The 24,020-nt window shown below is 36.0% G+C and carries 19 protein-coding genes; 13 read left to right on the top strand and 6 right to left on the bottom strand.

Features of this window, described 5'->3' with window-relative positions:
• Positions 1-81 precede the first annotated feature (81 nt).
• From pilB (ABIL69_02520) to ABIL69_02475, 10 genes are all read left to right on the top strand, one after another.
• On the top strand, positions 82-1,791 hold the full coding sequence (pilB, locus tag ABIL69_02520; GenBank protein MEO0122861.1) for a type IV-A pilus assembly ATPase PilB: 1,710 nt from the start codon (positions 82-84) through the stop codon (positions 1,789-1,791).
• A complete protein-coding gene (pilB, locus tag ABIL69_02515; protein ID MEO0122860.1) occupies positions 1,792-3,504 on the top strand; it encodes a type IV-A pilus assembly ATPase PilB in 1,713 nt (570 codons plus the stop codon).
• 55 nt (positions 3,505-3,559) lie between these two features.
• Positions 3,560-4,636: a type IV pilus twitching motility protein PilT gene (locus ABIL69_02510; protein MEO0122859.1), complete on the top strand. Its 1,077-nt coding sequence runs from the start codon at positions 3,560-3,562 to the stop codon at positions 4,634-4,636.
• Positions 4,637-4,700: 64 nt separating this feature from the next.
• Positions 4,701-5,906: a type II secretion system F family protein gene (locus ABIL69_02505; GenBank protein ID MEO0122858.1), complete on the top strand. Its 1,206-nt coding sequence runs from the start codon at positions 4,701-4,703 to the stop codon at positions 5,904-5,906.
• 281 nt (positions 5,907-6,187) lie between these two features.
• Positions 6,188-7,444 (top strand): ATP-binding protein, encoded by a 1,257-nt coding sequence (locus ABIL69_02500; protein MEO0122857.1) that lies wholly within the window; start codon positions 6,188-6,190, stop codon positions 7,442-7,444.
• A 24-nt stretch (positions 7,445-7,468) separates the two neighbouring features.
• Entirely contained in the window at positions 7,469-8,206 is a 738-nt protein-coding gene (truA, locus tag ABIL69_02495) for a tRNA pseudouridine(38-40) synthase TruA (protein ID MEO0122856.1), read from the top strand.
• 34 nt (positions 8,207-8,240) lie between these two features.
• Entirely contained in the window at positions 8,241-8,885 is a 645-nt protein-coding gene (fsa, locus tag ABIL69_02490; protein MEO0122855.1) for a fructose-6-phosphate aldolase, read from the top strand.
• 34 nt (positions 8,886-8,919) lie between these two features.
• Positions 8,920-10,353, top strand: coding sequence for a trypsin-like peptidase domain-containing protein (locus ABIL69_02485; protein MEO0122854.1), 1,434 nt, complete (start codon positions 8,920-8,922; stop codon positions 10,351-10,353).
• Between the two features lie 18 nt (positions 10,354-10,371).
• Positions 10,372-10,935 carry a hypothetical protein gene (locus ABIL69_02480; protein MEO0122853.1) on the top strand — a complete coding sequence of 188 codons (564 nt, stop codon included), beginning with the start codon at positions 10,372-10,374 and terminating at the stop codon, positions 10,933-10,935.
• Positions 10,936-10,964: 29 nt separating this feature from the next.
• On the top strand, positions 10,965-11,315 hold the full coding sequence (locus tag ABIL69_02475) for a hypothetical protein (protein MEO0122852.1): 351 nt from the start codon (positions 10,965-10,967) through the stop codon (positions 11,313-11,315).
• Here ABIL69_02475 and sppA read toward each other — a convergent pair.
• A complete protein-coding gene (gene sppA, locus ABIL69_02470; GenBank protein MEO0122851.1) occupies positions 11,303-13,708 on the bottom strand; it encodes a signal peptide peptidase SppA in 2,406 nt (801 codons plus the stop codon). The genes ABIL69_02475 and sppA overlap by 13 nt on opposite strands.
• A gap of 163 nt (positions 13,709-13,871) precedes the next feature.
• On the opposite strand from sppA, the gene argF reads away from it, so the two are divergent.
• On the top strand, positions 13,872-14,777 hold the full coding sequence (gene argF / locus ABIL69_02465) for an ornithine carbamoyltransferase (protein MEO0122850.1): 906 nt from the start codon (positions 13,872-13,874) through the stop codon (positions 14,775-14,777).
• Positions 14,762-15,676 carry a hypothetical protein gene (locus tag ABIL69_02460; GenBank protein ID MEO0122849.1) on the top strand — a complete coding sequence of 305 codons (915 nt, stop codon included), beginning with the start codon at positions 14,762-14,764 and terminating at the stop codon, positions 15,674-15,676. The genes argF and ABIL69_02460 overlap by 16 nt, the downstream gene beginning before the upstream one ends.
• On the opposite strand, the gene ABIL69_02455 is transcribed toward ABIL69_02460, so the two are convergent.
• From ABIL69_02455 to ABIL69_02435, 5 genes are all read right to left on the bottom strand, one after another.
• The gene (locus tag ABIL69_02455) at positions 15,677-17,464 is read right to left on the bottom strand and encodes a BatA domain-containing protein (protein MEO0122848.1); all 1,788 of its coding nucleotides are present in this window, start codon (positions 17,462-17,464) and stop codon (positions 15,677-15,679) included. It abuts the gene before it with no gap.
• Positions 17,461-18,351 (bottom strand): DUF58 domain-containing protein, encoded by an 891-nt coding sequence (locus tag ABIL69_02450; GenBank protein MEO0122847.1) that lies wholly within the window; start codon positions 18,349-18,351, stop codon positions 17,461-17,463. Before ABIL69_02450 ends, ABIL69_02455 begins: the two co-directional genes overlap by 4 nt.
• Positions 18,326-19,258, bottom strand: coding sequence for an NAD-dependent epimerase/dehydratase family protein (locus ABIL69_02445; protein MEO0122846.1), 933 nt, complete (start codon positions 19,256-19,258; stop codon positions 18,326-18,328). The genes ABIL69_02450 and ABIL69_02445 overlap by 26 nt, the downstream gene beginning before the upstream one ends.
• A gap of 75 nt (positions 19,259-19,333) precedes the next feature.
• The gene (locus ABIL69_02440; protein MEO0122845.1) at positions 19,334-20,614 is read right to left on the bottom strand and encodes a tetratricopeptide repeat protein; all 1,281 of its coding nucleotides are present in this window, start codon (positions 20,612-20,614) and stop codon (positions 19,334-19,336) included.
• 67 nt (positions 20,615-20,681) lie between these two features.
• Positions 20,682-20,894, bottom strand: a complete 213-nt coding sequence (locus tag ABIL69_02435) for a cold shock domain-containing protein (protein MEO0122844.1) — start codon at positions 20,892-20,894, stop codon at positions 20,682-20,684.
• A gap of 302 nt (positions 20,895-21,196) precedes the next feature.
• On the opposite strand from ABIL69_02435, the gene uvrA reads away from it, so the two are divergent.
• Complete coding sequence (uvrA, locus tag ABIL69_02430) at positions 21,197-24,013, top strand: excinuclease ABC subunit UvrA (protein ID MEO0122843.1); 2,817 nt, start codon at positions 21,197-21,199, stop codon at positions 24,011-24,013.
• The last annotated feature ends 7 nt before the right edge of the window (positions 24,014-24,020 follow it).

Below are 24,020 nucleotides of genomic sequence, written 5' to 3'. Positions count from 1 at the left end.
ATATATTCTAAATATAGTAAAAGTCAATTGATATTAAATTCCCTATTGACAATTTTCTAAATATTGATATTATATTATGTTATGAAGTTGGGTGAAATACTGGTTAAACATGGTTTTGTTACTGAAGATATGCTTGCCCGCGCCCTTGAGGAGCAGAAAAAAGATGGGGCAAGACTTGGTTCAACATTAATAAAGCTTGGATTTTTAAAAGAAGAAGATTTATTAAAGGCACTCTCCATCCATTTTGGTGTAAAATCAATCGATCTTAGAAAACTGGAACTTGATCCCAATATTTTAAAATTAGTCCCGAGTGATATTGCTGCTAAATATCTCGTTGTGCCGATAAAGAGATTGGGTAGAACCCTTAGTCTTGCAATGGTCAATCCGGGCGATATGAATGCAATAGAAGATATTAAATTCGCCACAAGTTATGATATAGAACCACTCGTTGCATCTGAGGATGCAATAATAAAGATAATTAACGAACATTATCATATTGAAAAAATGCTTGCTGATGTGATGTATGAATTAGAAACTGCAGATGCAGGTGAGACTTCAGTCAAAGTAATGGATGAAGTAGTCCAGCAAAAGGAGGAGGAAGACTTATCAAATGTTGCGGATGATAGTGATAGTGGTCCTGCCCTTAAATTAGTTAGTAAGATTATCAGTGATGCTGTTGAACAGAATGTTTCCGATGTTCACATTGAACCGTATGAAAATGAAATGCGCATTCGTTATCGTATTGACGGTATATTACACGAAGTTTTGAAACCACCAAAGAAGATGAATCGTGCTATAGCAACAGTTATTAAAGTTATGGCAAAATTAAAGGTTGAAGAGAAGAGATTACCCCAGGACGGAAGAATTAAGGCAAGGGTGCACAATAGAATCATTGATATTCGTGTCTCCACTGTGCCCACACTCTTTGGTGAAAAGATTGCACTAAGGTTACTTGACCGCTCAACAATTCAATTAAATCTTGACCTCTTAGGATTTGAAGAAAGTACTTTAAAAACATTTCGCAGGGCAATAAAGACACCTTATGGTATTGTTCTTGTTACTGGTCCAACAGGTTCTGGTAAAACAACGACACTTTATTCGGCACTAACTGAACTGAATGACCCCGGGATTAATATAACAACGGCAGAAGACCCTATTGAATACTCATTGATGGGAATAAACCAGTTGCAGGTGAATGAAAAAATTGGACTTACTTTTGCCTCTGCACTTCGTGCATATTTGCGTCAGGACCCCAATATAATAATGGTGGGTGAGATTCGTGACCTTGAAACCGCCGAAATTGCAATACGTGCATCTTTGACCGGTCACCTTGTTTTATCAACCGTTCATACAAATTCAGCAGCAGCAACTATAACCAGATTGGTAAATATGAATATTGAACCATTTTTGATTGCCTCAACTCTTTTGTCAGTGCTTTCTCAACGTTTGTTGAGAAAAGTCTGTATGAAATGCAGGACTGAAGTAAAATATCCGCCCGAAGTTTTATTAGATGCCGGGATTGAACCTAATAAAATAGATTTTCCGTTATATAGAGGCGAGGGATGCAAAGAGTGCAGGGGCACCGGGTACAAAGGTAGAATTGGTATATTTGAAAATATGCTTGTAACTGCCCGGATAAGAGAATTGATTTTAAAACGTGCACCAGCTGAGGAGATTGAAAAGACAGCGGTTGAAGAAGGAATGCTCACACTCCGTGGCTCAGCCCTAGAGAAATTACGGCAGGGTCTGACGACAGTAGAAGAAGTAATAAGGGAAACAAGGGTGGAATAAATGGAAGAAAGATTGGGTGTATATTTAGTAAAAAATAATTTAATTACCGAAGAACAGTTGCGTCAGGCAATGCAAGAAAAGAAAGAGACCGGTCAGAGACTTGTTAGTGTTCTTGTGAGGTTAGGTTTTATCCCTGAGAACAAACTTTTAGCACAGTTGAGTAATCTATATCATATGGAAGTGACCGACCTTGATTATATTATTCCATCAGAGACTGTTTTAAAATTAATTCCTGCTGAAAAGGCGTATCATTATGAAGTAATACCTATTGACCGAAAAGGAAGGACTCTAACTGTTGCAATGGTCGACCCTACTGATATTAGCGCAATTGAAGATTTGAGATTCATTACGGGGATGGAAATAAATCCAGTCCTTGCTTCCGAGACAAGCATAAGGGAGGCATTAAGCAGATATTATAAAATGGATACAAGTTTGGCTGAAGTAAAGACAGAGGCGGGTCCGAAAGAGCTGGGTATTGAAGATTTGGAATTATTAGATACAGGTATGGAAGAAGAGGTGGAAGAGGCAAAATTAAGAGCGGATGCTGAGGGTGGGCCAGTGGTAAGGCTGGTGAATTTTTATATCGCAGATGCAGTGAATAAAGGTGCTTCAGATATTCATATTGAACCATTTGAAAAACAATTAAGAATCCGTTTCAGGATTGATGGTGTTTTAAGAGAACAACAACCTCCACCATATAACCTGAAGGCAGGTATAATTACAAGGTTAAAATTGATGGCAAAGATGGATATTGCAGAACATAGATTATGTCAGGATGGAAGAATTAATATTCTTGTAGGCAATAAAATGATAGACCTCCGGGTTTCAGTCATTCCGACACTTTATGGTGAAAAGGTTGTTATGAGAATTCTGGACCGTAGTGCCTTGATGCTTGATTTAACAAAATTGGGATTCAGCGATGAGGCACTGAAAAAATTCTTGAAGGCGATTGAAAGTCCATACGGTATTATTCTTGTTACCGGTCCTACGGGAAGTGGTAAAACTACCACACTTTATTCCACACTTCAGCGACTTAATAAACCAGACAGGCAGATTATGACTATTGAAGATCCTATAGAGTACAATATTCACGGCATCAATCAAATTCAGGTTCACGAGGAAATCGGCTTAACCTTTGCTGCAGCGCTTAGAGCATTCTTACGTCAGGCACCGAATATAATCCTTGTCGGTGAGATGCGTGATACTGAAACGGCTGAGATTGGTATTCGTGCAGCATTGACCGGACACCTCGTTTTCTCTACAATTCATACAAATGATGCGCCAACAACAATAAACCGGTTGGTGGATATGGGCATACCTCCATATCTCGTTGCCAGTGCCTTGATATTGATTCAGGCACAGCGTCTGGTCAGAAGAATCTGTCCTAATTGCAAAGAACCGATAAAAGTAAGTCCAAAATTGCTTGAAGACGCAAATATACCACCTGATACATTTCCTGATGGTATTGTATATAAAGGCAAAGGTTGCTCAAATTGTGGCCAAACTGGTTATAAAGGAAGGATTGGACTTTACGAGGTGATGCCTATTTCACCCACTATCAGGGCGATGATTTTAAAAGGTGCTTCAAGTGATGAAGTGGCAAAACAGGCAAAAGAAGAAGGAATGAAAACACTCCGCGATGATGGTATAGAAAAAGTAAAAAAAGGCATCACCACAATTGAGGAGTTAATGCGGGAGACCGCATCATTATGATAATATTTTTTATTCCGCTTTCTGCGGAGAAATTAAAATAGGATAAGGAGGCAAGATGCCCGTAACAATGAAACAATTATTAGAAGAAATGGTACAGCGAAATTCAACTGATTTACATTTAACCACTGGAGCCCCACCAATGCTAAGAATTGATGGTGAGCTTGTACCAACTAACTACGAGGTGATGACCCCGGAGTTGATTCAACAACTTGTTTACAGTGTGCTGAATGACCAGCAGAAGAAAAAATTTGAAATGGAATGGGAACTTGACTTTTCGTTCGGTATTGCTGGTTTATCAAGATTTAGGGGTAATTGTTTTCAGCAGAGAGGTAGTATTGCAGCGGCGATAAGGACTATCCCATTTGAAATACGGGGTTTTAAAGAACTTGGAATTCCACCTGTAGTCCAGGAACTTGCCAGTCGTCCCAAGGGTTTAATTTTATTAACCGGTCCAACCGGTTGCGGAAAATCAACTACACTTGCGGCAATAATTGATAAAGTCAATAGTGATAGGAGATGTCATATTATTACCGTTGAAGACCCAATTGAATATTTGTTCCGTCATAAGAAAGCGATTGTAAATCAGAGACAGGTGGGAAGTGATACAAAATCGTTTGCCAATGCATTGAAATATGTTTTGCGGGAGGACCCGGATGTGGTTATGGTAGGTGAAATGCGTGACCTGGAAACCATAGCAATTACTCTTACAATTGCTGAAACCGGACATTTAACCCTTGCTACACTCCACACAAATTCAGCCGCAGAATCAATTCACAGAATAATAGATATCTTTCCATCCCATCAACAGGGGCAGGTCCGTTCTCAACTTGCCTTTGTCATTGAAGGTGTGGTGACTCAACAATTGCTTCCCAAGATTGGGGGTGGGCGGGTGCTTGCTGCGGAGGTAATGGTTGCTACTCCCGCAATAAGGGCACTTATTCGCGATGGCAAAGAGCATCAGATTTATTCAATGATTCAATCCGGACAAAAGTATGGAATGCAGACTATGAATCAGGCATTGTATAATCTATATGCGAAAAGACTAATTACTCTTGAGACTGCATTTGATTATTCTCCGAACATTGAAGAATTTGAACATATGGTTGAACAAAAATCACCAGTCTTAGGATAGGGATATGATGGTTAACTGGTTAATTTTAGGTTTTTAACCAAGTATCATATAAATAGGAGGTATTATGCCAACTTTTGTATGGAAAGGCAGGACAGCAACAGGGGCATCAGCCAGTGGTGAATTGACAGCTCAATCACAGGCTGATGTTGTTGCAGCACTACGCCAGAAGAAAATAATTCCAACTTCAATTAAAATAAAAGAAGAAAAAAAGGGATTTGCACTTTTTGGAGGACGCATCTCAAAAAGGGCACTATCGGTATTCACAAGGCAATTTGCTACAATGTTAGGTGCGGGTTTGCCCTTGCTTAATTGCCTTGAAATTCTTTCAAAACAGACCGAAAGCGCGGGTTTAAAAAGGGTACTTGATGAAGTTCGTACCGATGTTGAAGGAGGTCTTTCTCTCGCAGATGCTTTAAGACGCCAACCCAAGGCATTTGATAATCTCTATGTGAATATGGTTGAGTCGGGTGAGACCGGCGGTGCACTTGATACCATTCTCCAGCGTCTGGCAACATATCTCGAAAAAACCGTAGCATTGCAGAGAAAAATACGCGGCGCTATGATATATCCTGCAATCATCAGTGTGGTAGCAGTGGGCGCAATTGCTGTTCTATTGATATTTGTGATTCCTATCTTTGCAAGAATGTATGAAGGGGTAGGAAGGGAACTGCCCGCAATGACGCAGCTCGTTATCAGGATTTCAAATTTTATGAAAGTCGCCGCATTGCCATTACTCATCGGATTAATACTATTATTCACGATCATCCGCAGGTGGCATAAGACAGAATCCGGTGCCAAGGCATTGGACCCATTATTTTTGAAAACGCCAGTATTTGGAGATTTGATAAAAAAACAGGCGATTGCAAGATTTTCAAGGACTCTTTCTACCTTGCTCTCTAGCGGTGTGCCAATTATTGATGCCCTTGAGATTACAGCAAAGAGTGCCGGCAACTGGGTTATTGAAGATGCAATATTGAAAGCAAGGGTTTCTATAAAGGGTGGAGAAAATATTGCTGATCCTCTTTCCAAGACCGCGGTGTTCCCGCCGATGGTGACACAGATGATTGCAATTGGTGAGGCATCTGGTGGACTTGATGATATGCTTTCAAAGGTGGCAGATTTTTATGATGCTGAGGTTGACCAAGCAGTTGAAAACCTTACCAATGCCCTTGAACCAATAATTATGGTTGTCCTGGGTGGAGTTGTTGGATTCCTTGTGATTTCAATGTATCTACCGATATTCCAGCTGGCTTCAACAATTACTGAATAGTCTTATCAAAAAATAAATAATTAGTAGGATAGAATATAAATATAAGCAGTTGCTTTATTCTATCATAAATGTTTTATAAAAAGTCTATTGATCCTTTGGTGGGGCTTATTCTGCTCCATCCTCTTGTTATTACTTTTACCCTACTCAGCTCTTCATACCCAATTTATTATAATATTCCAGTAACCTATTGGTTTATTATCCTAACTTCTTTTATAATCTCGTTATTATTTTTGTTACTTAATAAGTGGATAAAGTCAGAAATCCTTACATATATTTTATTAATGACAGATATTCCTTTTATTGGAGTGATAATCCATTTTACAGGCGGAATGGAAAGTCTTTTTCCCTTGTTGTATGTTGTACTAATCATCACATCGGCTATTTATCTTTATAGAAAAGGTGCATACATAATAAGTTTGCTCTCAGTGCTTTGTTTTTTCGGTCTGATGCTTTTTGAAATAAATGAAAGATCACTTCAAGCCAAATATGTGATTCAACAGTTCTATTTCTTCTCCCTTTTATTTTTATTCACAGCAATTTTAAGTGGCTGGCTTTCTGAAAGGTATCGCATAAGAACTGAAGAGTTGAAAAAATTAAACCTTACGACCGAAGAGATTGTAAAAAATTTACCGTCAGGAATTTTGGTGATTGATAGCGAAGGTTCAGTTATTTATACAAATATTATAGAAGATGATATTCGTTCATATGTCCATCTTTATCTCGCAAGATTCTTAAAGAGCCCGGAGCGCATTGACAATGTAAGAGAATTGAAAATCAAAAATACTTTTTACCTGCTTTCCTGTTCCCATATCGGTAATAGACAGGGCGCGCTTGCAATTCTACAGGATTTGACCAAAATAAAAAAGTTAGAAGAGGCATCAAGAATATCTAAGCAAACAAAGATGCTTGCTGAGCTTGGTGGGTCATTAGCCCACGAGATTCGCAACCCTCTTGCTTCAATAAGGGGTTCATTGGAAGTCATCGCTAAAGCCCGGGTTCCTAAATCAGCAAAGCCATTCATTGAAATGGCATTAAAAGAGTCAATCAGATTGAATGAAATCGTTACTGATTTTTTGAATTTTGCGCAATTTGTTCCTAAAAAAACATATCGAATTAAAGTAAGTGATGTTATCAATGAAGCATTGCTTTATATCATTTCTCATTTTGGCGAGAAAAAACTTGAGTTCATAAGAGATGGCGTAGATTTTGAGATTATGGCAGATTTAAACAGATTGAAATCTGGCATTTTAAATATTCTCATAAATGCTTGTGAAGTAAGTGAACAGGGTAAAAAGATTTTTATAAAAACAGGTTATAACAATAAATATGGCTGGATAGAAATAATTGATCAAGGACCGGGGATAGCGAAAAAAGATTTAAAAAAGATCTTCCAACCTTTTTATACAACAAAGAAAGGCGGGACTGGATTGGGACTTTCAATTGCCCAGAAAATTATTGAAGCCCACAATGGTAATATTGAGGTTTCAAGCAAGGTTGGCAAAGGGGCAATATTCAGAATTATACTGCCGCTTGCATGATTGTTATAATAGTTTAATTAAAATATGAGGAATCTAAAATTGACAATTGAATACGATGGCACAGATTTCTACGGTTGGCAATATCAACCCGATAAGAGAACCGTCCAGGGTGAGATTGAAGAAGCGATAAAAGAAATAACTGGTGAAAACATAAGAATTATCGGTGCGGGAAGAACAGACCATGGGGTTCATGCCCTTGCTCAAGTTGCGAATTTCAAAATCAATTCTAATATATCCTGCAATAATCTCAAAAATGGATTAAATGCACTTATTGGAGAGGATATTTATATAAAAGAAATCAAAGAAGTATCTGCTGATTTTCATGCAAGATTTTCAGCGTGTAGCAAGGTATATCAATATAAAATTATGAGCCTGTTTTCTCCAATCAAAAGGAAATATTACTGGTATGTTGATTATGCACTAAATCTTAACTTAATGAAAGAAACTATAAAATATTTCATAGGTGAACATGATTTTAAAAATCTCTCGGTTACAAGTGACGATGATTCTGATGGGCAGGAGAAAAACACAATATGTAATATATTGAATTTGTCATTGACAGAAATGAATATTGATATTATAATAAGCGTGGAGGCTAATAGATTTTTAAGAAGGATGGTACGTGGTATTGTGGGATTTTTGGTTGATGTGGGCAGGGGTAGGTTTAAGCCCGATGATGTCAAAAAGATTTTTGCTGGTGCATTAAATAATATTTATTTTGCCCCTGCACATGGTTTGTATTTAGTTGAAGTGAAATATTGATACAAGTAAAAAATTTTTTTGAAAGGAGAAGATAATGGAATTATATCTTGATACTGCAAATCTGGATGAAATCAAAGAAATTGCTCAATGGGGGATTCTTGATGGCGTGACCACGAACCCATCATTGATGGCAAAAGAGAAGGGTGATTATAAAAAAATTTTAAAGGAAATATGTGATATTGTGAAGGGTCCGGTTAGTGGCGAGGTATTGAGTTTGAAAACAGAAGAAATGGTAAAAGAGGCGATAGATTTAAGTAAAATAAGTGAATATGTGGTTATAAAAATACCCTGTACTGTGGATGGTTTGAAGGCAACAAAGATTTTGTCAAAAGAAGGTATAAATGTTAATATGACCCTTGTCTTTTCTGCAAATCAGGCATTGCTTGCTGCAAAGGCTGGTGCTGCATACGTCAGCCCTTTTGTAGGAAGATTAGATGATATTGGTAATCCAGGTATTGAAGTTGTTAATGATATATTGTCAATTTATAAAAATTATAATTTTAAGACCAAAATTATCTTTGCCTCAGTGCGACATCCAGAGCATGTTCGTCAGGCAGCGCTTTTGGGTGTTGATATCTGCACTGTACCTTATAAAGTTTTTACCCAACTAATAAGACATTCCCTTACAGATGTCGGAATTACAAAATTTCTTGAAGACTGGCAGAAGCGAATTGGTTAATGGTTAAATTTTTAATGAGGAGTCAAAGGTAGAAATGAGAAGAAGAGAAATATTCGCAGGATTTATTGGATTTATCACTTGCCTTTTTTGTTTATTTTTATATCAACAATTTAAAATAAAAAACCGTGATAATAGATTAGATTACCTCCGTCTTGTAAGTATAAACGACGAGATTTCAAAACAACGTATGAATGCAATCGTTCTTGCGGCAAATAAGGTAGGACCATCGGTCGTATCCATAACTGTTATTCAGACAAGAATTATCACTGTTTCGCCTTTTAATGATGAATTTTTCCAAAGATTTTTTGGTGATTTCTTTCCGGAACAGCGTTATCGACAGCAAGTCAAAAGTCTCGGTTCTGGAGTGGTTATCTCGCAAGATGGATACATTTTGACTAATGAACATGTAGTATCAAATGCAACTGAGATAAGTGTGACGCTGCCCGACGCAAGACAGTTCAAAGCGAGGATTGTGGCGATGGATCACGCTTTGGACCTTGCACTTTTAAAAATTGATGGTAAGGATCTGCCGTATGCTGAATTGGGTAATTCGGATGATTTGATGATTGGCGAATGGGTGATTGCATTGGGCAATCCTTTCGGTTTTTTGCTTGAAGACACGAGGCCAACTGTAACCGTTGGTGTTATTTCTGCACTCAACCGTGCAATTAAGTCAACCTATGAAGACAGAATCTATAAGGATATGATCCAGACCGATGCGGCAATCAATCCCGGTAATTCGGGGGGACCTCTTGTTAATATTTTAGGACAAGTTATTGGGATAAATACTTTTATCTTTACTTCAAGTGGTGGTTCAGAAGGTGTAGGATTTGCCCGTCCGATAAATGTCGTAAAAAAGTTTATCAACGAAACAAAACAATTTGGTAAAATAAGAACACCCTGGGTCGGAATATGGGTTCAGGATATCACCCCGGAGATTGCCGAAGCAATGGGTATTGAACAGCGTGGTGTTCTTGTTAGCAATGTTGAACCTAACAGTCCGGCCTATTTTTCAGGAATAAAAGAGGGCGACCGAATAATAATGTTAAATAATGAAATCATAAATAGCACTTCTGCTTGGGATAGGATAAGCGCAAACACATTTGTTGGTGATACATTACATATTAAACTTTATCGAAATAAAGATTCTCTGGATGTCAGCCTCGTTGTAAAAGAATTTCAGGAACCGATTGGTATTGGTTCAAAATTGGGTATCTATGTTGAAGATATTAATCTTTATTTAATAAAGAAGTTTAATTTGGGTTATAAACAGGGTGTGGTAGTAACGAAAGTAGACCCAGGAAGCATTGGCGAGAAGCTTGGGTTTTCGCCGGGAGATGTTATACTCCGTATCGGCGACACAAGGATAAGGAATAAAGATGATTTTAAAAAAGCGGTCGGGGATTTTAAAAATAAATATTTTATCATTGACCGTGGTGGTCTAATATTCCAGATATGGCTTCAGTAAATTTTTTCAGGTTATAAAATGACAAATATTGAAATAAGGCGTAAAATTTTGGAAATGGCATACGAAAAATTTAAAGAACATCCATATTATCGCATTACACCAAGAGAATTCAAAGAGGCATTGAATATCGATTTAAAAACGCTCAATTTTAATATTGTCTATCTTGAAGAGAAAGGTTATATTGAGCTTCAAAAACCCTTGGAAGGAAGTCTTTTCGTTGGTGCTCGTATAACCAGTAAGGGTGTTGATTTAGTAGAGGATGATTATCAATTTGATATTACATTTCCGGTAACAAGTGATACATCTGCAATGCAGATAAACATATTTAAGGAATTTAATTTACTAATTGATAGGGTGAATACGGATGAGAAAATAAGCGGTGATATAAAAGAGATTTTGATTGAAGAGATAAAAGAAATTCAGAAAGAGTTGAAGAAGATTGAGCCAAGTTACAGCCGGGTTAAACAGTTTTTGGACAGGGTTCGTCAGCATAATTTCGAAATCGGTGAACAGGTGATGTCACTTTTAAAAAATCCTGTCATTTTCAATATTCTTGAGAAGGCAGCGAAGAAGGAGTTATAGACTGAGTAAAAATTTTTGATATAATCCCGATGAGCAAAAAAATTAAAAGTGGCATTATCTTTATCATCGGTTACCTTCTTTCACCCCTTTCATGGTGGAATGACATAATAATAAACCTTCCTATTGCTTATATCTTTGCATTTCCATTTGGTTTGATTTCAGAAAAGATTTTTCTGCCGATGATGATTTTTGGATATTGGGTCACAAATGTAGTGGGTTTTATCTTACTCCATCATAGTACTAAAAAACTTATCGGTAAACAAGACGAAAAGCAAAACAGTCTGACAAAAAACTTATTGATTTCTATTTTTTATACCATTCTTGTGCTGTTGCTTGCTAAAGTTGGTATTTTAAAGTTTCCGTCTAATTATTTCAAATAGTTATTTTTCCTTGACATAAAATCTTCAAGGGGCATTATCACTAGCACATCCCCATTATGTTCGGCAAGAAATTGAAGGTATTTTATAAATTCCGTATATTCTTTATTTGCATTTATTATTTTGGGCTGAAATAAATCGGGTGTAATAAGCTGTGGTTTTGGTAATTCAATAATTGTTACATCTTCTTCCTTGGGGATATGTGCTTTCTCCTTGGCAAGCATTATTGCAGTCTCAATCCCACCAATTATATCCACGAGTCCTATTTCTTTACCCCTGATGCCTGACCATACACGACCTTGGGCGATTTCTTCTATCTCTTCGGTTTTTTTCCTTCTACCTTCAGCAACTTTTATGACAAATTCTTTATAAAGTGATTTTATAGACATTTCCATTCTTTGTTTTTCAGGCTCAGTCAGATTTCTGTCGGGTAATTGTCCAAGGAATGGATATGTGAATCCAAAGCCGAGATCAGCGTGTTCGCCCACCTTAACAAAATCAGTAGATAACCCCAGTTTTTCTTTTAAATCTTTGTTATATAGCCATAAGCCGATTACGCCGATGGACCCGGTAATTGTAAAAGGTGAAGCAACGATTTTATCGCCATACATTGATAACCAGTATCCCCCAGAACCTGCAACTGCACCCTGTGATACAATCACTGGCTTCTTTTTTTGACATTTTTTTATCGCCTCAGCAATGATATCTGAAGCAAGGGCACTACCACCCGGTGAATCAACTCTGAAAACGACTGCCTTTATATCTTTCCTTTCAGTTGCCCATTCAATATCCTTTATTAAACTTCTTGCTTTTATCCCAGTATCCATTGCACATTCACCAAGTCCATAAATTACAGCAATCTTTGGTTTTTCGCCCCAATAGTTATCTTTTGGTAAATGGTGATAAATTAAATTGGATTTATCAATGAATCTCTTGTTGTTTCCTTCTATGCTTTTCACCATTTCTTTTACTTCATTCCATCTGCCTAATGTGTCAGCAAGATTTTCTTCTATCGCATCCTTAGGTAAGAATAGACTTACTTCGTTCACCAATTTTTCAAATTTTTCACTGGTAAACCCGCGGGCGCTACAAATATCATTTTTAATTGTATTATAAATATCATCAATTATTGCCTGTCTTTGTTCCCGATCGGCCTCAGACATTTTGTCTCGGGAAAATGTTTCAGCTGCAGATTTGTATTTGAAATAACGCCATTCATCTACTCCGATTCCAAGTTTATCAAGTGTGTTCTTAAAATATAGTCTACCCATGAGGAGTCCTTGAAGATTGATCCCACCTTGCGGGTCGATGACAATTCTGTCCGCTACGGAGGCAAGATAATAATCCATTATTCCAACTTCATCAATATATACAACGATATGTTTTTTGAAAGATTTGAAATCCTTTAGTTTTTCTCTCAATTCCCATATGAACTCGGGATTAATATCCATACCAGAAAGGTTGAGTGCAATACCGCTTATCGTCGGGTCATTTTTAGCGATTTCAATCGTTTTCATGAGTGATAACAATGTGTTACTTTTATCAAATAGTAGATAACGCTGATATTTTAATGTGCCTTGAAGGTCAATTTGAAGATAATCACTTTTTTGATGCAGAATGTCAAATATATTGCGGTCATAGGCGCCGAGTCTTATGCCATATGTGTTATATTGGTATTTCTGGTTAGAATCAAAATGTGATTGAGTAATAATTCCAGTTCTGCCGAAACTAAAGTTTATACCTATTGTGATTGTACGGTCATTAAAATACCTTGCAGTAATTCTTATACCGGATAATGGTTCCATGACCAATCCGGTGCTCCATGGACTGTCTTTTATATCAATACTTTTATGTATCGCATTGTCAACAAAGAATGTAATTTTTTCATTACCAAATGGCCTAAAGCCAAGATCAAAATAAACTTCGCGGTCACCTCCGGAACTGGCAAATGAACCGACAATACCCATAGATATGTATCTAACAGGACGGGTTAAAGAACCAATTTTCAGAATATTAGTATCGGTGTCTGACCATTCATAGCCTATTCCTAAACTCTGTCTTTTATTACCTAAAGCAAGTGAAAGATCATAACTATTTATAGTCCTTGTAGGAAATTTTCTATGATTTATTGTAAAACCCAAGTTTGGAACGCCCGTGAGGACCATCCATTCATTAAAGTCATTCCATTCTCCAAACCGGTCAGAACAAATAAATGCAAGGTCGAACTGGTGTAAATAGGTCAAAAGGGCGGGATTATCATAACCATATAACCCCACATATAATGCACCTGGTGATGTCATAAGAAATTTATTATTTTCGTAGAATGTTTGCATTGCTCCATAACTAAAAGTAAGAGATATTAATATTGTTAAAAATAATATTTTGTAATTCTTCATAATACCCCCTTTTCCAATATTACATAGATAAAAATTAAAGTCAAGAAACACAATCCATTTTTCTCTCATGATATAATGACGCTATTTGTATTTTTGGTGTAACAAAAAATTTTATATTGATTTTTCATTTTTTTTCTATATAATAAAATGAAGGAGTGAAAAAATGAAAAGAGATCTCACATCAATCTTTGATTTAACCCGGGATGAGATTAACAAAATATTTGAAATAACCCGGGATTTGAAAGGAAAACAGAAAAAGGGAATTGAGCATAAATTATTAAAAGATAAAACTTTGGCAATGATATTTGAAAAACCATCTTTAAGAACCCGGGTTACCTTTGAGACCGGAATGACTCAACTCGGTGGACACGCTATATATCTTGCACCTGCGGATATACAATTAGGGAAGAGAGAAACGGTTAAAGATGTAGCAAAAAATCTTTCGCGTTGGGTGGACATAATAATGGCAAGGGTGTTCAGTCATAAAACGATAAGAGAACTCGCTGAAAATGCTGATATTCCGGTAATAAATGGTTTATGTGACCTTGAGCATCCCTGTCAGATTCTTTGTGACCTGTTTACAGTAATTGAGAAAAAGGGAGACTTGAATAAAATAACACTGGCATTCATTGGTGACGGCAATAATGTATGTAACTCATTCGTTGCTGCCTCGGCATTGCTTGATTTTAAACTTAATGTGTCAACACCCGAGGGTTATGAACCAAACAGAGAATACATGGCAAGGGCAAAAAAGGTTGAATGGACAAGTAATCCAGCAGAAGCTGTAAAGGACGCCGATGTCATTTATACTGATGTTTGGGCATCAATGGGACAAGAATCTGAAGCAGAAAGCAGAAAGAAAATTTTTAGACCGTTTCAATTAAATAGTGAACTTTTAAAAAATGCGCAGAAGAAAGATTATTTGATTATGCACTGCCTCCCTGCACATCGTGGCGAAGAAATTACGGATGAAGTAATTGATGGTCCTCATTCAATAGTATTCGACCAGGCTGAAAATCGTCTCCATATTCAAAAGGGGATAATGGTATTTCTATGCAAAATGTTCTGAAAAAAGTTGTAAATTTTTTTATTGTAGATCCGGCGCGCAAGATTTTCGCTTTAATCTTATCATTCGGGTTGTGGCTTTTTGTAGCAATTGATGGAACATATACTTATGAACGTGAAATACCTATTGTTTATACTAATCTTTCTGATAATTATATAATTACAGAATCGGTGCCGAAATTAAAGGTTAGTTTTAATGGAAAAGGTAAAAATCTTTTTGGTATATGGGCATCTCCACCAAAAATAATATGTAACCTCGCTGATGTTGTACCAGGCAGAAATGTTATATCAACAAAGGATTTAACAATACCAATCAAGGATTTGTCAGTAAATTACAATGCAAAATTTATTAATGTTGACATTGATGAAAAGATAATAAAAGTCGTCAAAACTTTCGTTCCGATAAAAGGACATCCAAAAGATGGTTGGGTTATATCAAAGATTGAGGTCCTTGATACATTAAATGTATCCGGTGCAAAAAAAATTTTACAAAAATTAGAAGGGGTTGTTACAGAGTCACTCAACGTAAGTAACAAATCCGCGACATTTGAAAAGAGTTTGAAGATTGAACCTATCGCTGAGCCCATAGAAATTTCCCGCGATAATATAAGAATACGTGTGGTCATTGATTCTGTATCTCTTAAAACTTTTACCGAAATTAATGTAATTGTTTTGAAAAACACTGGACAGAGGGTTAGGATTATGAATACAGTCATTGATACACTGATTATTTCTGGAACCCGAGATCGCCTTGATAATCTGAACAAAGAAGATATAATTGCGCGCATTAAGGTATCGGATTTAGTCCCCGGTGAATATTTTCTTTCCCCGGAGATTATATTGCCTGAGTTTATTAGTTTGGTTTATTCAAAACCTCAGGTTATTAAAGTCTTTATTTATTGATTACAATAATAAAAGTATTATTTCAAACAAAAATGAACATAATAAAAGGAGCAAAAAAAGATTTGTTAAATCGGTAAAACCACCAATTGATTCGGTGTTTAGAATTTTTATACCTAAATTTTTTGCCATTTCCGTTGTTAATGATGATAGATTACTCTCAACAGGGTTTATATTGACGCTTATAGTATCTCCATCTAATTTATAAAACCCAGGTTTTATAATATTTGATTTTTCTTTCAGTTTAACCTTTTGTTCAATTTCGTCTATGTGATATTCATTATCAACATTTTTGTTCAACAGACCATAAATAACGGAATGCAAAAGGGGGATAAAATTGGGATTATAGACAATATCGGTATAGGTATCACTGAACACAGTCGGGAAAATCATAATATTATTTTGATTTATTAAAAGCGGCAGATCGTTATCAAGTTTTATCAGAGTCTTTGACTTAGGTTTCATTTTCCACATTTTGAAAATTTTTACTCCTCTTAAACCAGCATCTTCTTTGAATAAAGAAAAGAAAGAATAATCAGTATCAATCCATTTTATAGTAACATAACCTTCAAGATTCAGAAATTCCTCAAGATTAGCATAATTGTATATCCAATTTTTTAAATTGGAGCCGATTATTGGTCCTAAAAATAGTATCAGACCGCTCTTTGGCTGGAAAAGAAAATTCTGTAGTTTTATAAGTTCAAATTCAGTGATTTCTTCTATTCCATTAATTAAAATAATATGATATGGTCTAATGTCCAATTCTTTTATACTATTTGCTTTCGCTATTTCAAATGGGGTTTTTATTTCCGGGGAAGGGGCTAATGCTATTTTAATATATTTTGAATCACCCACTATTAACAATCTTATCTTTTCAAGCAGTGATTTAGAAAAATAATATTGATTATCATCAGATAGGCTATCTTCTTCAATCTTTATTATGCCATTGCGGATATAGGAAGGTATTGAGAAAGATATATCTATATTCTGCCCAGCAGGAATTATTGATTTTTGGTCTCTATAAAAATTGCCCGCAGTGAGTTCAATTTTTGTAGAAAATGGTTTTGAACCATAATTTTTGATATTTACACTTAATTCATAATTATCTTTGGGAATAAAATAAGGTTCTTTCAGTGATACATTTTCAATAGCGATGTTGCTACCACCAGGAATTTGAAACCAGTAGAAATTTGTTAACTCTTTAAGGCCTATGAAGTTTATAATCTGGCCATCACCTATGTACACGAATTCTTTTGGGATATCCGTATGTTCCAGTAAAAATTTTTCATATAATGTTTTTAATGAGCCGGTAGCAAAGGATAGTTTTATGGATTTCAATTGACTGAGTGCGGTATTTTTTTCTGCCCAGAATGGGTTATATCCGTCTTGAAGACAAAGCGGCACCACATAAAAAATGCTTCGTGAAGAATAATTATTAATAATTTTTTCTGCCTGATTTAAGGCATTTTCAAAATTTTTTCCATAATGCATACTAAAGGAATTATCAATAACTAAATACACTGCAGCAAGTTTGTTCTTCGTAAAAAAATTTCCTTCATATTGAGGTCTGGCAAGGGCTAAAAATATGGAGGCAACCATTATACAGCGGGTTATTAATGTTAAAATTTCTTTTAATTTCAGCCATCTCAACCTCTGTGATTCGGAAGTTTTTAAAAATAACAAAGATGAAAAAAGGACTTTTTTCAAATTCTTTTTGAACATTAAATGAATAATTATGGGAACTGCGATTAGAACCAAACCAAAAAGATAAATTGGATTGAGGAATTTCATAATAGTTTTGTGCGTTTATGGAGATAAGAGATTAACGCCCGGTCATAACTTTGTGTCGTGTTGATTAACTCATAATCAATGTGTGATTCAAACATACCTTTCTGGTAATAATCAAGGAATGCCCGGAAGTTCTTCTGATAAGAATGTTTTATCGCCTTAGGTTCAATAACAAGATGCTCATTCGTTTCCATGTCCTGAAACAGTGCGGTCTCTGAGAATGGAAAGATAAATTCATCCGGGTCAATTATCTGGAAAACTATTATTTCATGTTTACGCGCACGAAAAGATTTTAGTGATTTTAAAACCCGTATTGGATCATCAAATAAATCTGAGATGAGTATTACGAGTCCGCGTCTTTTTATCCTCTGACCAAGGTCAAATAATACATTAGCGAGTGATGTTTCATTTCCTGGATTTACTTTATCAATTACTTCAATGCTCCTTGTAAAATTAATCTTCCTCGCTGATGGTGGTATAAACTCATTGATTTTAGTATCAAATGTGATTATCCCAACCCCGTCACGCTGTTTGAATAATAGATAGGCGATACAGGCACTGAGAAATTTTGCATACTCAAGTTTTGTTATCTTTTTACCATAACCCATTGAACCACTTTTATCAAGTAAGATATAACCGCGGAGATTGGTTTCTTCTTGATATTCTTTTACATAAAATCTGTCCCGCCTTGCATATATCTTCCAATCAATCCACTTTACTTCATCACCGGCAATATAAGGACGGTAATCTGTGAATTCCTGAGAAAAACCCTTGTAGGGGCTATGGTGTAATCCAGTCAGAAATCCTTCTACTACAAGCCTTGCCTTTATACCAATATTTGATAATCGGGCTAAGACTTCAGGGTCAAGATACCTTGCCTTGCCTTTCATTATAAAAATATCTATAGGTTAGCTCAATTCCCTTTATCAACGGAACTTCGGGCGACCAGTTAAAAGTTTTTCTCGCTTTAGAATAATCAAGGACATTCTTGAATACTTCTCCTGGTATTGGTTCCCGGTGTTTATGGGCTATCTCTTTTTTAAGTATTGTGCTAAAAATATCAAGCAAATCGTTGACACTGGTTTCGATTCCGGTGCCAATATTAAAATATCCCGGGCAGGAATTAAGGGCATAGAGATTTGCTTTTACTACATCTCCAACATAGACATAGTCTCGTACCTGGTTACCATCACCATTTACAAAACATTCTTTATTTTCAAGGATCTGGTTTATGAATATTGATATGACACCCGCCTCGCTCTTGGAGATCTGTCTTGGACCGTATACATTACTGTACCGCAGAATTACATAATCAAAATTATATAGTCTTGCAAAAACTTTTATATAATTTTCTACCGTGAGTTTTGCAACACCATAAGGAGATAGTGGTTCGGGTTTAAAATCTTCGGTGATAGGGAATTTTTCGGGTTCCCCATAGATGGCACCGCCACTTGAAGCAAAAATAAACCTTTTAACATTATATTTTGCAGAAAGACTGAGTAAATTTAGCGAACCCATTACATTTACCTTGGCATCGAATAATGGATCGTCAAGAGAACGACGCACATTTATCTGGGCTGCATGATGGTTTACAATGTCAAAGTTATATCTTTTAAATATTTCTTCAATTTCATGACTAATGATATCCTGTTTGACAAAAATTGCCTTAGAATTTACATTTTTAATATCACCGGTTGAGAGGTCATCAATGATTACTACATTATGACCTTCATTTATATAAGCATCTACAATATGTGAACCAATAAAACCTGCACCGCCAGTAACAAGTATTTTCATAGATAATTATATATATTAGACTAACTAAGTCAATAAGAATCGGGATAAAGTAAAAATTGTTTTTGCATTAGTCTTTTATTTTAAAAATAAAATAAGCAAAAGTAAACCTGCTATGCCACCGAGTATTATACATACAATTAAAATAAATTTATTTAATTTTTTAATCTGGGCATCCTGATTGAGAAAAAATTTTAAGAGACTATCATTAATGGTTTGAATACCAATTTTTGTTTCGCTGCCGACCTTTAATAAAGATGATGTAATCTGACGGTTTTCATCAACCTTTGTGCAGACATCTTTGCTTGTTGATTCATAACAGGATGTAAGATTTCGGAGGTCTTCAAGCATTTTCTTGGTTGCTGATTCAAATTGTCCACCGATATTATTTAGATTTCTGGTAATTTCTTCAACAATGAATTTTTGATTTTTATTAATTTCATTTACTGAACGATCCAGGGCTGTAATAATTTTTGAAATTTCATCTAAATTTTTCTTTGAACCTTCCTGCAAGCCACTGATTACTCGCCGTAAATTTTCTAAGTCAGTATTTAATGATTTATGTAACAAATTGATTGTTTCTTTTTGTTGTTGGGAGAAGATATTTAATGACTTATCAATTGCAACAATAACTTCATCTATTCGCATTGTCTTACGTAATTCCCTAATCACCCTTTCAAATTCATTGGAAATATTCTCCAGACGGTTTAAAGATTCAAAATCAACGTTTGTTTTATGTAAATGAGATTCTGTTCTACTTTCCTCAATTATCGGTTGTAATTCAAGATCGGTAATATTTGTTTCGGGAATTTGTTCCGGGGTGATTTCAGGTATTTCTTTTTTTACTTCTTCAGCCTTTTTCTTTTCGCCTACCTTATCATATATTGTTGCCATCTTGCTCGCCACATTGCTATCGTTCAATTTAAGACTTTTTAAGAGTTCCATTGCCTGCATTACTTCTTTTTTATTGCCCGATGCCATTTGTCTTTCTATATAAGAGAATAGATACATCGATGCATCACCCTTTTCATCAAGGTCAATGAGTATTTTGGCAATAGTAAAATTGATTTCGGGGTTACCGGGATCATAACGCAAAATTTTCTTGCAAAGGGCAAGGGCATTTCTTAAAAAATTGTCTGCCCTAAATGCCTCTATGCCTGTCTGATATGCGGTGATTGCCTCTTTTGTTCTATTTAATTTCAGATATAAATCGCCGAGACGGTTATATAAATTGCCATCCTTGGGGTTTAACTTTATTGCCTTTTCCAATAAAGTAACCGCATCTTTGTACTTGCCTTGGATTTCAAGATTTATGCTATTTTTTAGAAGTTCTTTTATTTCTTCCGCTCTTTTTTCCATTTCGTGATGTTTTTAAAAAGCAGAGCCTGGATTTATCCAGGCTCTGCTTTGGATTGCTACGAATCCGTTATTCATTTTTTGCACGTTCGACTTTAATTGCTTTATCTCCTTTCGGAGTCTGGGTTATCTCAAACTTAACTCGTTCGCCTTCTCTAAGGACCCGATAACCTTCACCCACTATATCTTGATAATGGACAAAGACATCACCGGAACCATCTTCTTTCTCTATAAAACCGTAACCCTTCTTACCGTCGAACCATTTAACTTTTCCGTAGACCAAATTTCCTCCTTTCAGCCTTCATCGCCCTTGAAATTCATAAGGGCAACCTCTACGGTCAAAGCTATAATATTATAAATAATTTTGAACCATTGTCAATAGGGAATATGCTTTTTTGTTTAAAATAGAATTATCAGATTAAAAGAACTATCCTTGACTTTCAGTGCCTTTTGATTAAAATTAAACAATGAATAACCAATTGATAATATTGATAAATTTTTTTGAAAAGTTAATTTATCTCTTATTATTTCATTCGTACGGGAAAAAATATTTGGTTGTTAATCAAACACTATTTTTTAAAGAATATGTTGGATCAAAATGATGGCATAAGGGTCAAGGGTGCAAGGGTTCATAATCTAAAAAATATCGATGTTTTTATTCCAAGAAATAAATTTGTTGTAATCACCGGCATTTCTGGTTCGGGCAAATCTTCTTTTGCATTTGATACATTATATGCTGAAGGTAAACGGAGATATGTAGAATCCTTGTCAGCATACGCAAGACAATTTTTGGGTATGATGGATAAACCAGATGTAGATGAAATAAATGGACTTTCTCCGGCAATCGCAATTCAGCAGAGAACTGCATCAAAAAATCCCCGTTCAACTGTGGGTACGGTCACAGAAATATATGATTATTTAAGAATATTATATGCCCGTATCGGAATTCCATATTGCTATCAGTGTGGAAGGCATATTGAATCACAGACGACGGACCAAATAGTTGATGCAATACTTTCTTATCCTGCTGGAACAAGGATTGAGATTCTCGGACCGGTAGTAAGGGGAAGAAAAGGTGAATATAAGGAGTATCTGCAAAAGATAAAAAGAAGGGGTTATGTTCGGGTGAGGATTGATGGTAAAATCTATGAGATTGAAAATGTACCTGAACTGGAACGCTATAAAAAACACAATATTGAAATTGTTATTGATCGTATTATCTTAAAAGATGGAATAAGAAAAAGGCTTGCGGATTCAATTGAAATGGGGTTGCGAGAAGGGGAAGGACTTTTAATAGTTATCATTGATTCAAAAAAAGAAGTAATCTTTAGCCAGAAACTTGCCTGTGTTAATTGTGGTATAAGTTATCCTGAAATTTCTCCCAGAATGTTTTCATTTAATTCTCCTTACGGCGCCTGTGAAACCTGTGATGGGTTGGGGACAAAAATGGAGATTGAACCTAAAAGGGTTATTCTTAATCCTAATCTTTCAATCCTTGATGGTGCAATAAAACCTTATGGATTACCGGGTTCCTGGCGCACTGCAGTATTGAAAGGACTTGCAAAGAAATTAAAATTTGACCTTGATAAACCATTCAATAGATTGCCCCCTGAAGTCAGGGAGATTATCTTGCACGGTGAAAATATACCGATAGAAGTAGAATATATTAGAAGAGATGGTTCGGGAAGGGGCGTTTTCCAGGAAATGTTTGAAGGAGTTATCCCTGAATTGATGAGAAGATTTCATGAGACAAGTTCTGAATCTGTGCGTGAAGAAATTGAAGACTATATGGTTATTACACCGTGTCCTGATTGCAAAGGGAAAAGATTGAAACCTCAAAGTTTATCAATTAAAATAAATGAGAAAAATATTGCTGAGATAACAGAACTTTCAGTTAAAAATGCCCTTAATTTCTTTAAACATTTGAATCTCTCTGAAAAAGAGAAGATTGTTGCAAAGGATGTAATAAAGGAGGTCATGAGAAGGCTTGAATTTTTGAATTCGGTCGGACTTGATTATCTTACACTTGATAGGACGACTGATTCACTTGCCGGCGGCGAGGAACAAAGGGTGAGACTTGCCACCCAGATTGGTTCGGGATTGGTCGGCGTGTTATATATCCTTGATGAACCTTCTATCGGGCTTCATCAAAGAGATAACAAAAGATTGCTTGACACCTTAAAGTCCTTACGCGACCTCGGTAATACAGTTCTGGTTGTTGAGCATGATTCGGAGACAATTCATTCTGCCGATTATATCATTGATTTGGGACCCGGGGCCGGTGAAAATGGTGGTTATGTGGTATGTGTGGGCACTCCTGATGAAATTGCAAAGAATCCTAAATCAATCACGGGACAATATTTATCGGGAATTAAAAGAATAGAAATTCCAAAAACACGCAGACAAAAAAGGGGTTCTTTGATAATTCGAGGGGCAAGGGCAAACAATCTCAAATCAATAGACGTAGAAATTCCTCTTGGGGTATTTGTATGTGTGACAGGTGTTAGTGGTTCTGGTAAATCTACACTCATTGTTGATACTCTCTACCGCGCACTGGCACAGGAGTATTACCATTCAAAATACCCGCCAGGTGAATATAAAGAGATAATTGGGCTTGAACATATTGACAAAGTAATAAATATTGACCAATCGCCAATTGGTAGAACACCCCGTTCAAACCCAGCAACCTATACCGGTGCGTTCACACCAATAAGGGATCTTTTTGCATCTCTGCCCGAATCAAAGGTGCGCGGTTATAAACCGGGCAGGTTTTCATTCAATGTACCGGGCGGTAGGTGTGAGCAGTGTGAGGGGGGTGGAATTTTGTGGATTGAGATGCATTTTCTTCCTGATGTATATATAACCTGTGATGCCTGTCAAGGTAAGAGATTCAATCGTGAAACCCTTGAAGTTAAATATAAAGGTAAAAATATCAGCGAGGTATTGAATATGTCAGTATCAGAGGCACTTGAATTCTTTCAGCATATTCCACCGATAAAAAGAAAACTTCAGTTATTATATGATGTTGGACTTGGTTATATAAAATTGGGTCAACCAGCGACTACTCTATCGGGTGGAGAGGCACAACGTATAAAACTTGCTAAAGAACTCTCAAAGATTGCTACCGGAAAGACATTATATATCCTTGATGAACCAACCACAGGACTTCATTTTGAAGATGTAAAGTTACTTCTGGATGTTTTAAACAAACTTGTTGACCGTGGTAATACAGTAATTGTGATTGAACATAATCTTGAAGTAATTAAATGTGCCGACTGGATTATTGATTTGGGTCCCGAAGGTGGGGAAGAGGGAGGAAAAGTTGTTTGTACAGGAACCCCGGAAGATGTATCAAAAAAAGAAGATTCATATACTGGTCAATTCCTGCGTAAAATTCTTTAATTTAAAT

It is taken from the genome of candidate division WOR-3 bacterium, assembly GCA_039802005.1.
Lineage (GTDB): Bacteria > Hydrothermota > Tepidihabitantia > SM23-42 > JAOAFX01 > JAOAFX01.
This window is presented reverse-complemented; position numbering and strand designations above follow the sequence as displayed.

Coding starts and splice junctions, on each gene's coding strand:
- pilB (MEO0122861.1), top strand. CDS start 82: ATGAAGTTGGGTGAAATACTGGTTAAACATGGTTTTGTTACTGAAGAT.
- pilB (MEO0122860.1), top strand. CDS start 1,792: ATGGAAGAAAGATTGGGTGTATATTTAGTAAAAAATAATTTAATTACC.
- ABIL69_02510 (MEO0122859.1), top strand. CDS start 3,560: ATGCCCGTAACAATGAAACAATTATTAGAAGAAATGGTACAGCGAAAT.
- ABIL69_02505 (MEO0122858.1), top strand. CDS start 4,701: ATGCCAACTTTTGTATGGAAAGGCAGGACAGCAACAGGGGCATCAGCC.
- ABIL69_02500 (MEO0122857.1), top strand. CDS start 6,188: ATGACAGATATTCCTTTTATTGGAGTGATAATCCATTTTACAGGCGGA.
- truA (MEO0122856.1), top strand. CDS start 7,469: ATGAGGAATCTAAAATTGACAATTGAATACGATGGCACAGATTTCTAC.
- fsa (MEO0122855.1), top strand. CDS start 8,241: ATGGAATTATATCTTGATACTGCAAATCTGGATGAAATCAAAGAAATT.
- ABIL69_02485 (MEO0122854.1), top strand. CDS start 8,920: ATGAGAAGAAGAGAAATATTCGCAGGATTTATTGGATTTATCACTTGC.
- ABIL69_02480 (MEO0122853.1), top strand. CDS start 10,372: ATGACAAATATTGAAATAAGGCGTAAAATTTTGGAAATGGCATACGAA.
- ABIL69_02475 (MEO0122852.1), top strand. CDS start 10,965: ATGAGCAAAAAAATTAAAAGTGGCATTATCTTTATCATCGGTTACCTT.
- sppA (MEO0122851.1), bottom strand. CDS start 13,708: ATGAAGAATTACAAAATATTATTTTTAACAATATTAATATCTCTTACT.
- argF (MEO0122850.1), top strand. CDS start 13,872: ATGAAAAGAGATCTCACATCAATCTTTGATTTAACCCGGGATGAGATT.
- ABIL69_02460 (MEO0122849.1), top strand. CDS start 14,762: ATGCAAAATGTTCTGAAAAAAGTTGTAAATTTTTTTATTGTAGATCCG.
- ABIL69_02455 (MEO0122848.1), bottom strand. CDS start 17,464: ATGAAATTCCTCAATCCAATTTATCTTTTTGGTTTGGTTCTAATCGCA.
- ABIL69_02450 (MEO0122847.1), bottom strand. CDS start 18,351: ATGAAAGGCAAGGCAAGGTATCTTGACCCTGAAGTCTTAGCCCGATTA.
- ABIL69_02445 (MEO0122846.1), bottom strand. CDS start 19,258: ATGAAAATACTTGTTACTGGCGGTGCAGGTTTTATTGGTTCACATATT.
- ABIL69_02440 (MEO0122845.1), bottom strand. CDS start 20,614: ATGGAAAAAAGAGCGGAAGAAATAAAAGAACTTCTAAAAAATAGCATA.
- uvrA (MEO0122843.1), top strand. CDS start 21,197: ATGTTGGATCAAAATGATGGCATAAGGGTCAAGGGTGCAAGGGTTCAT.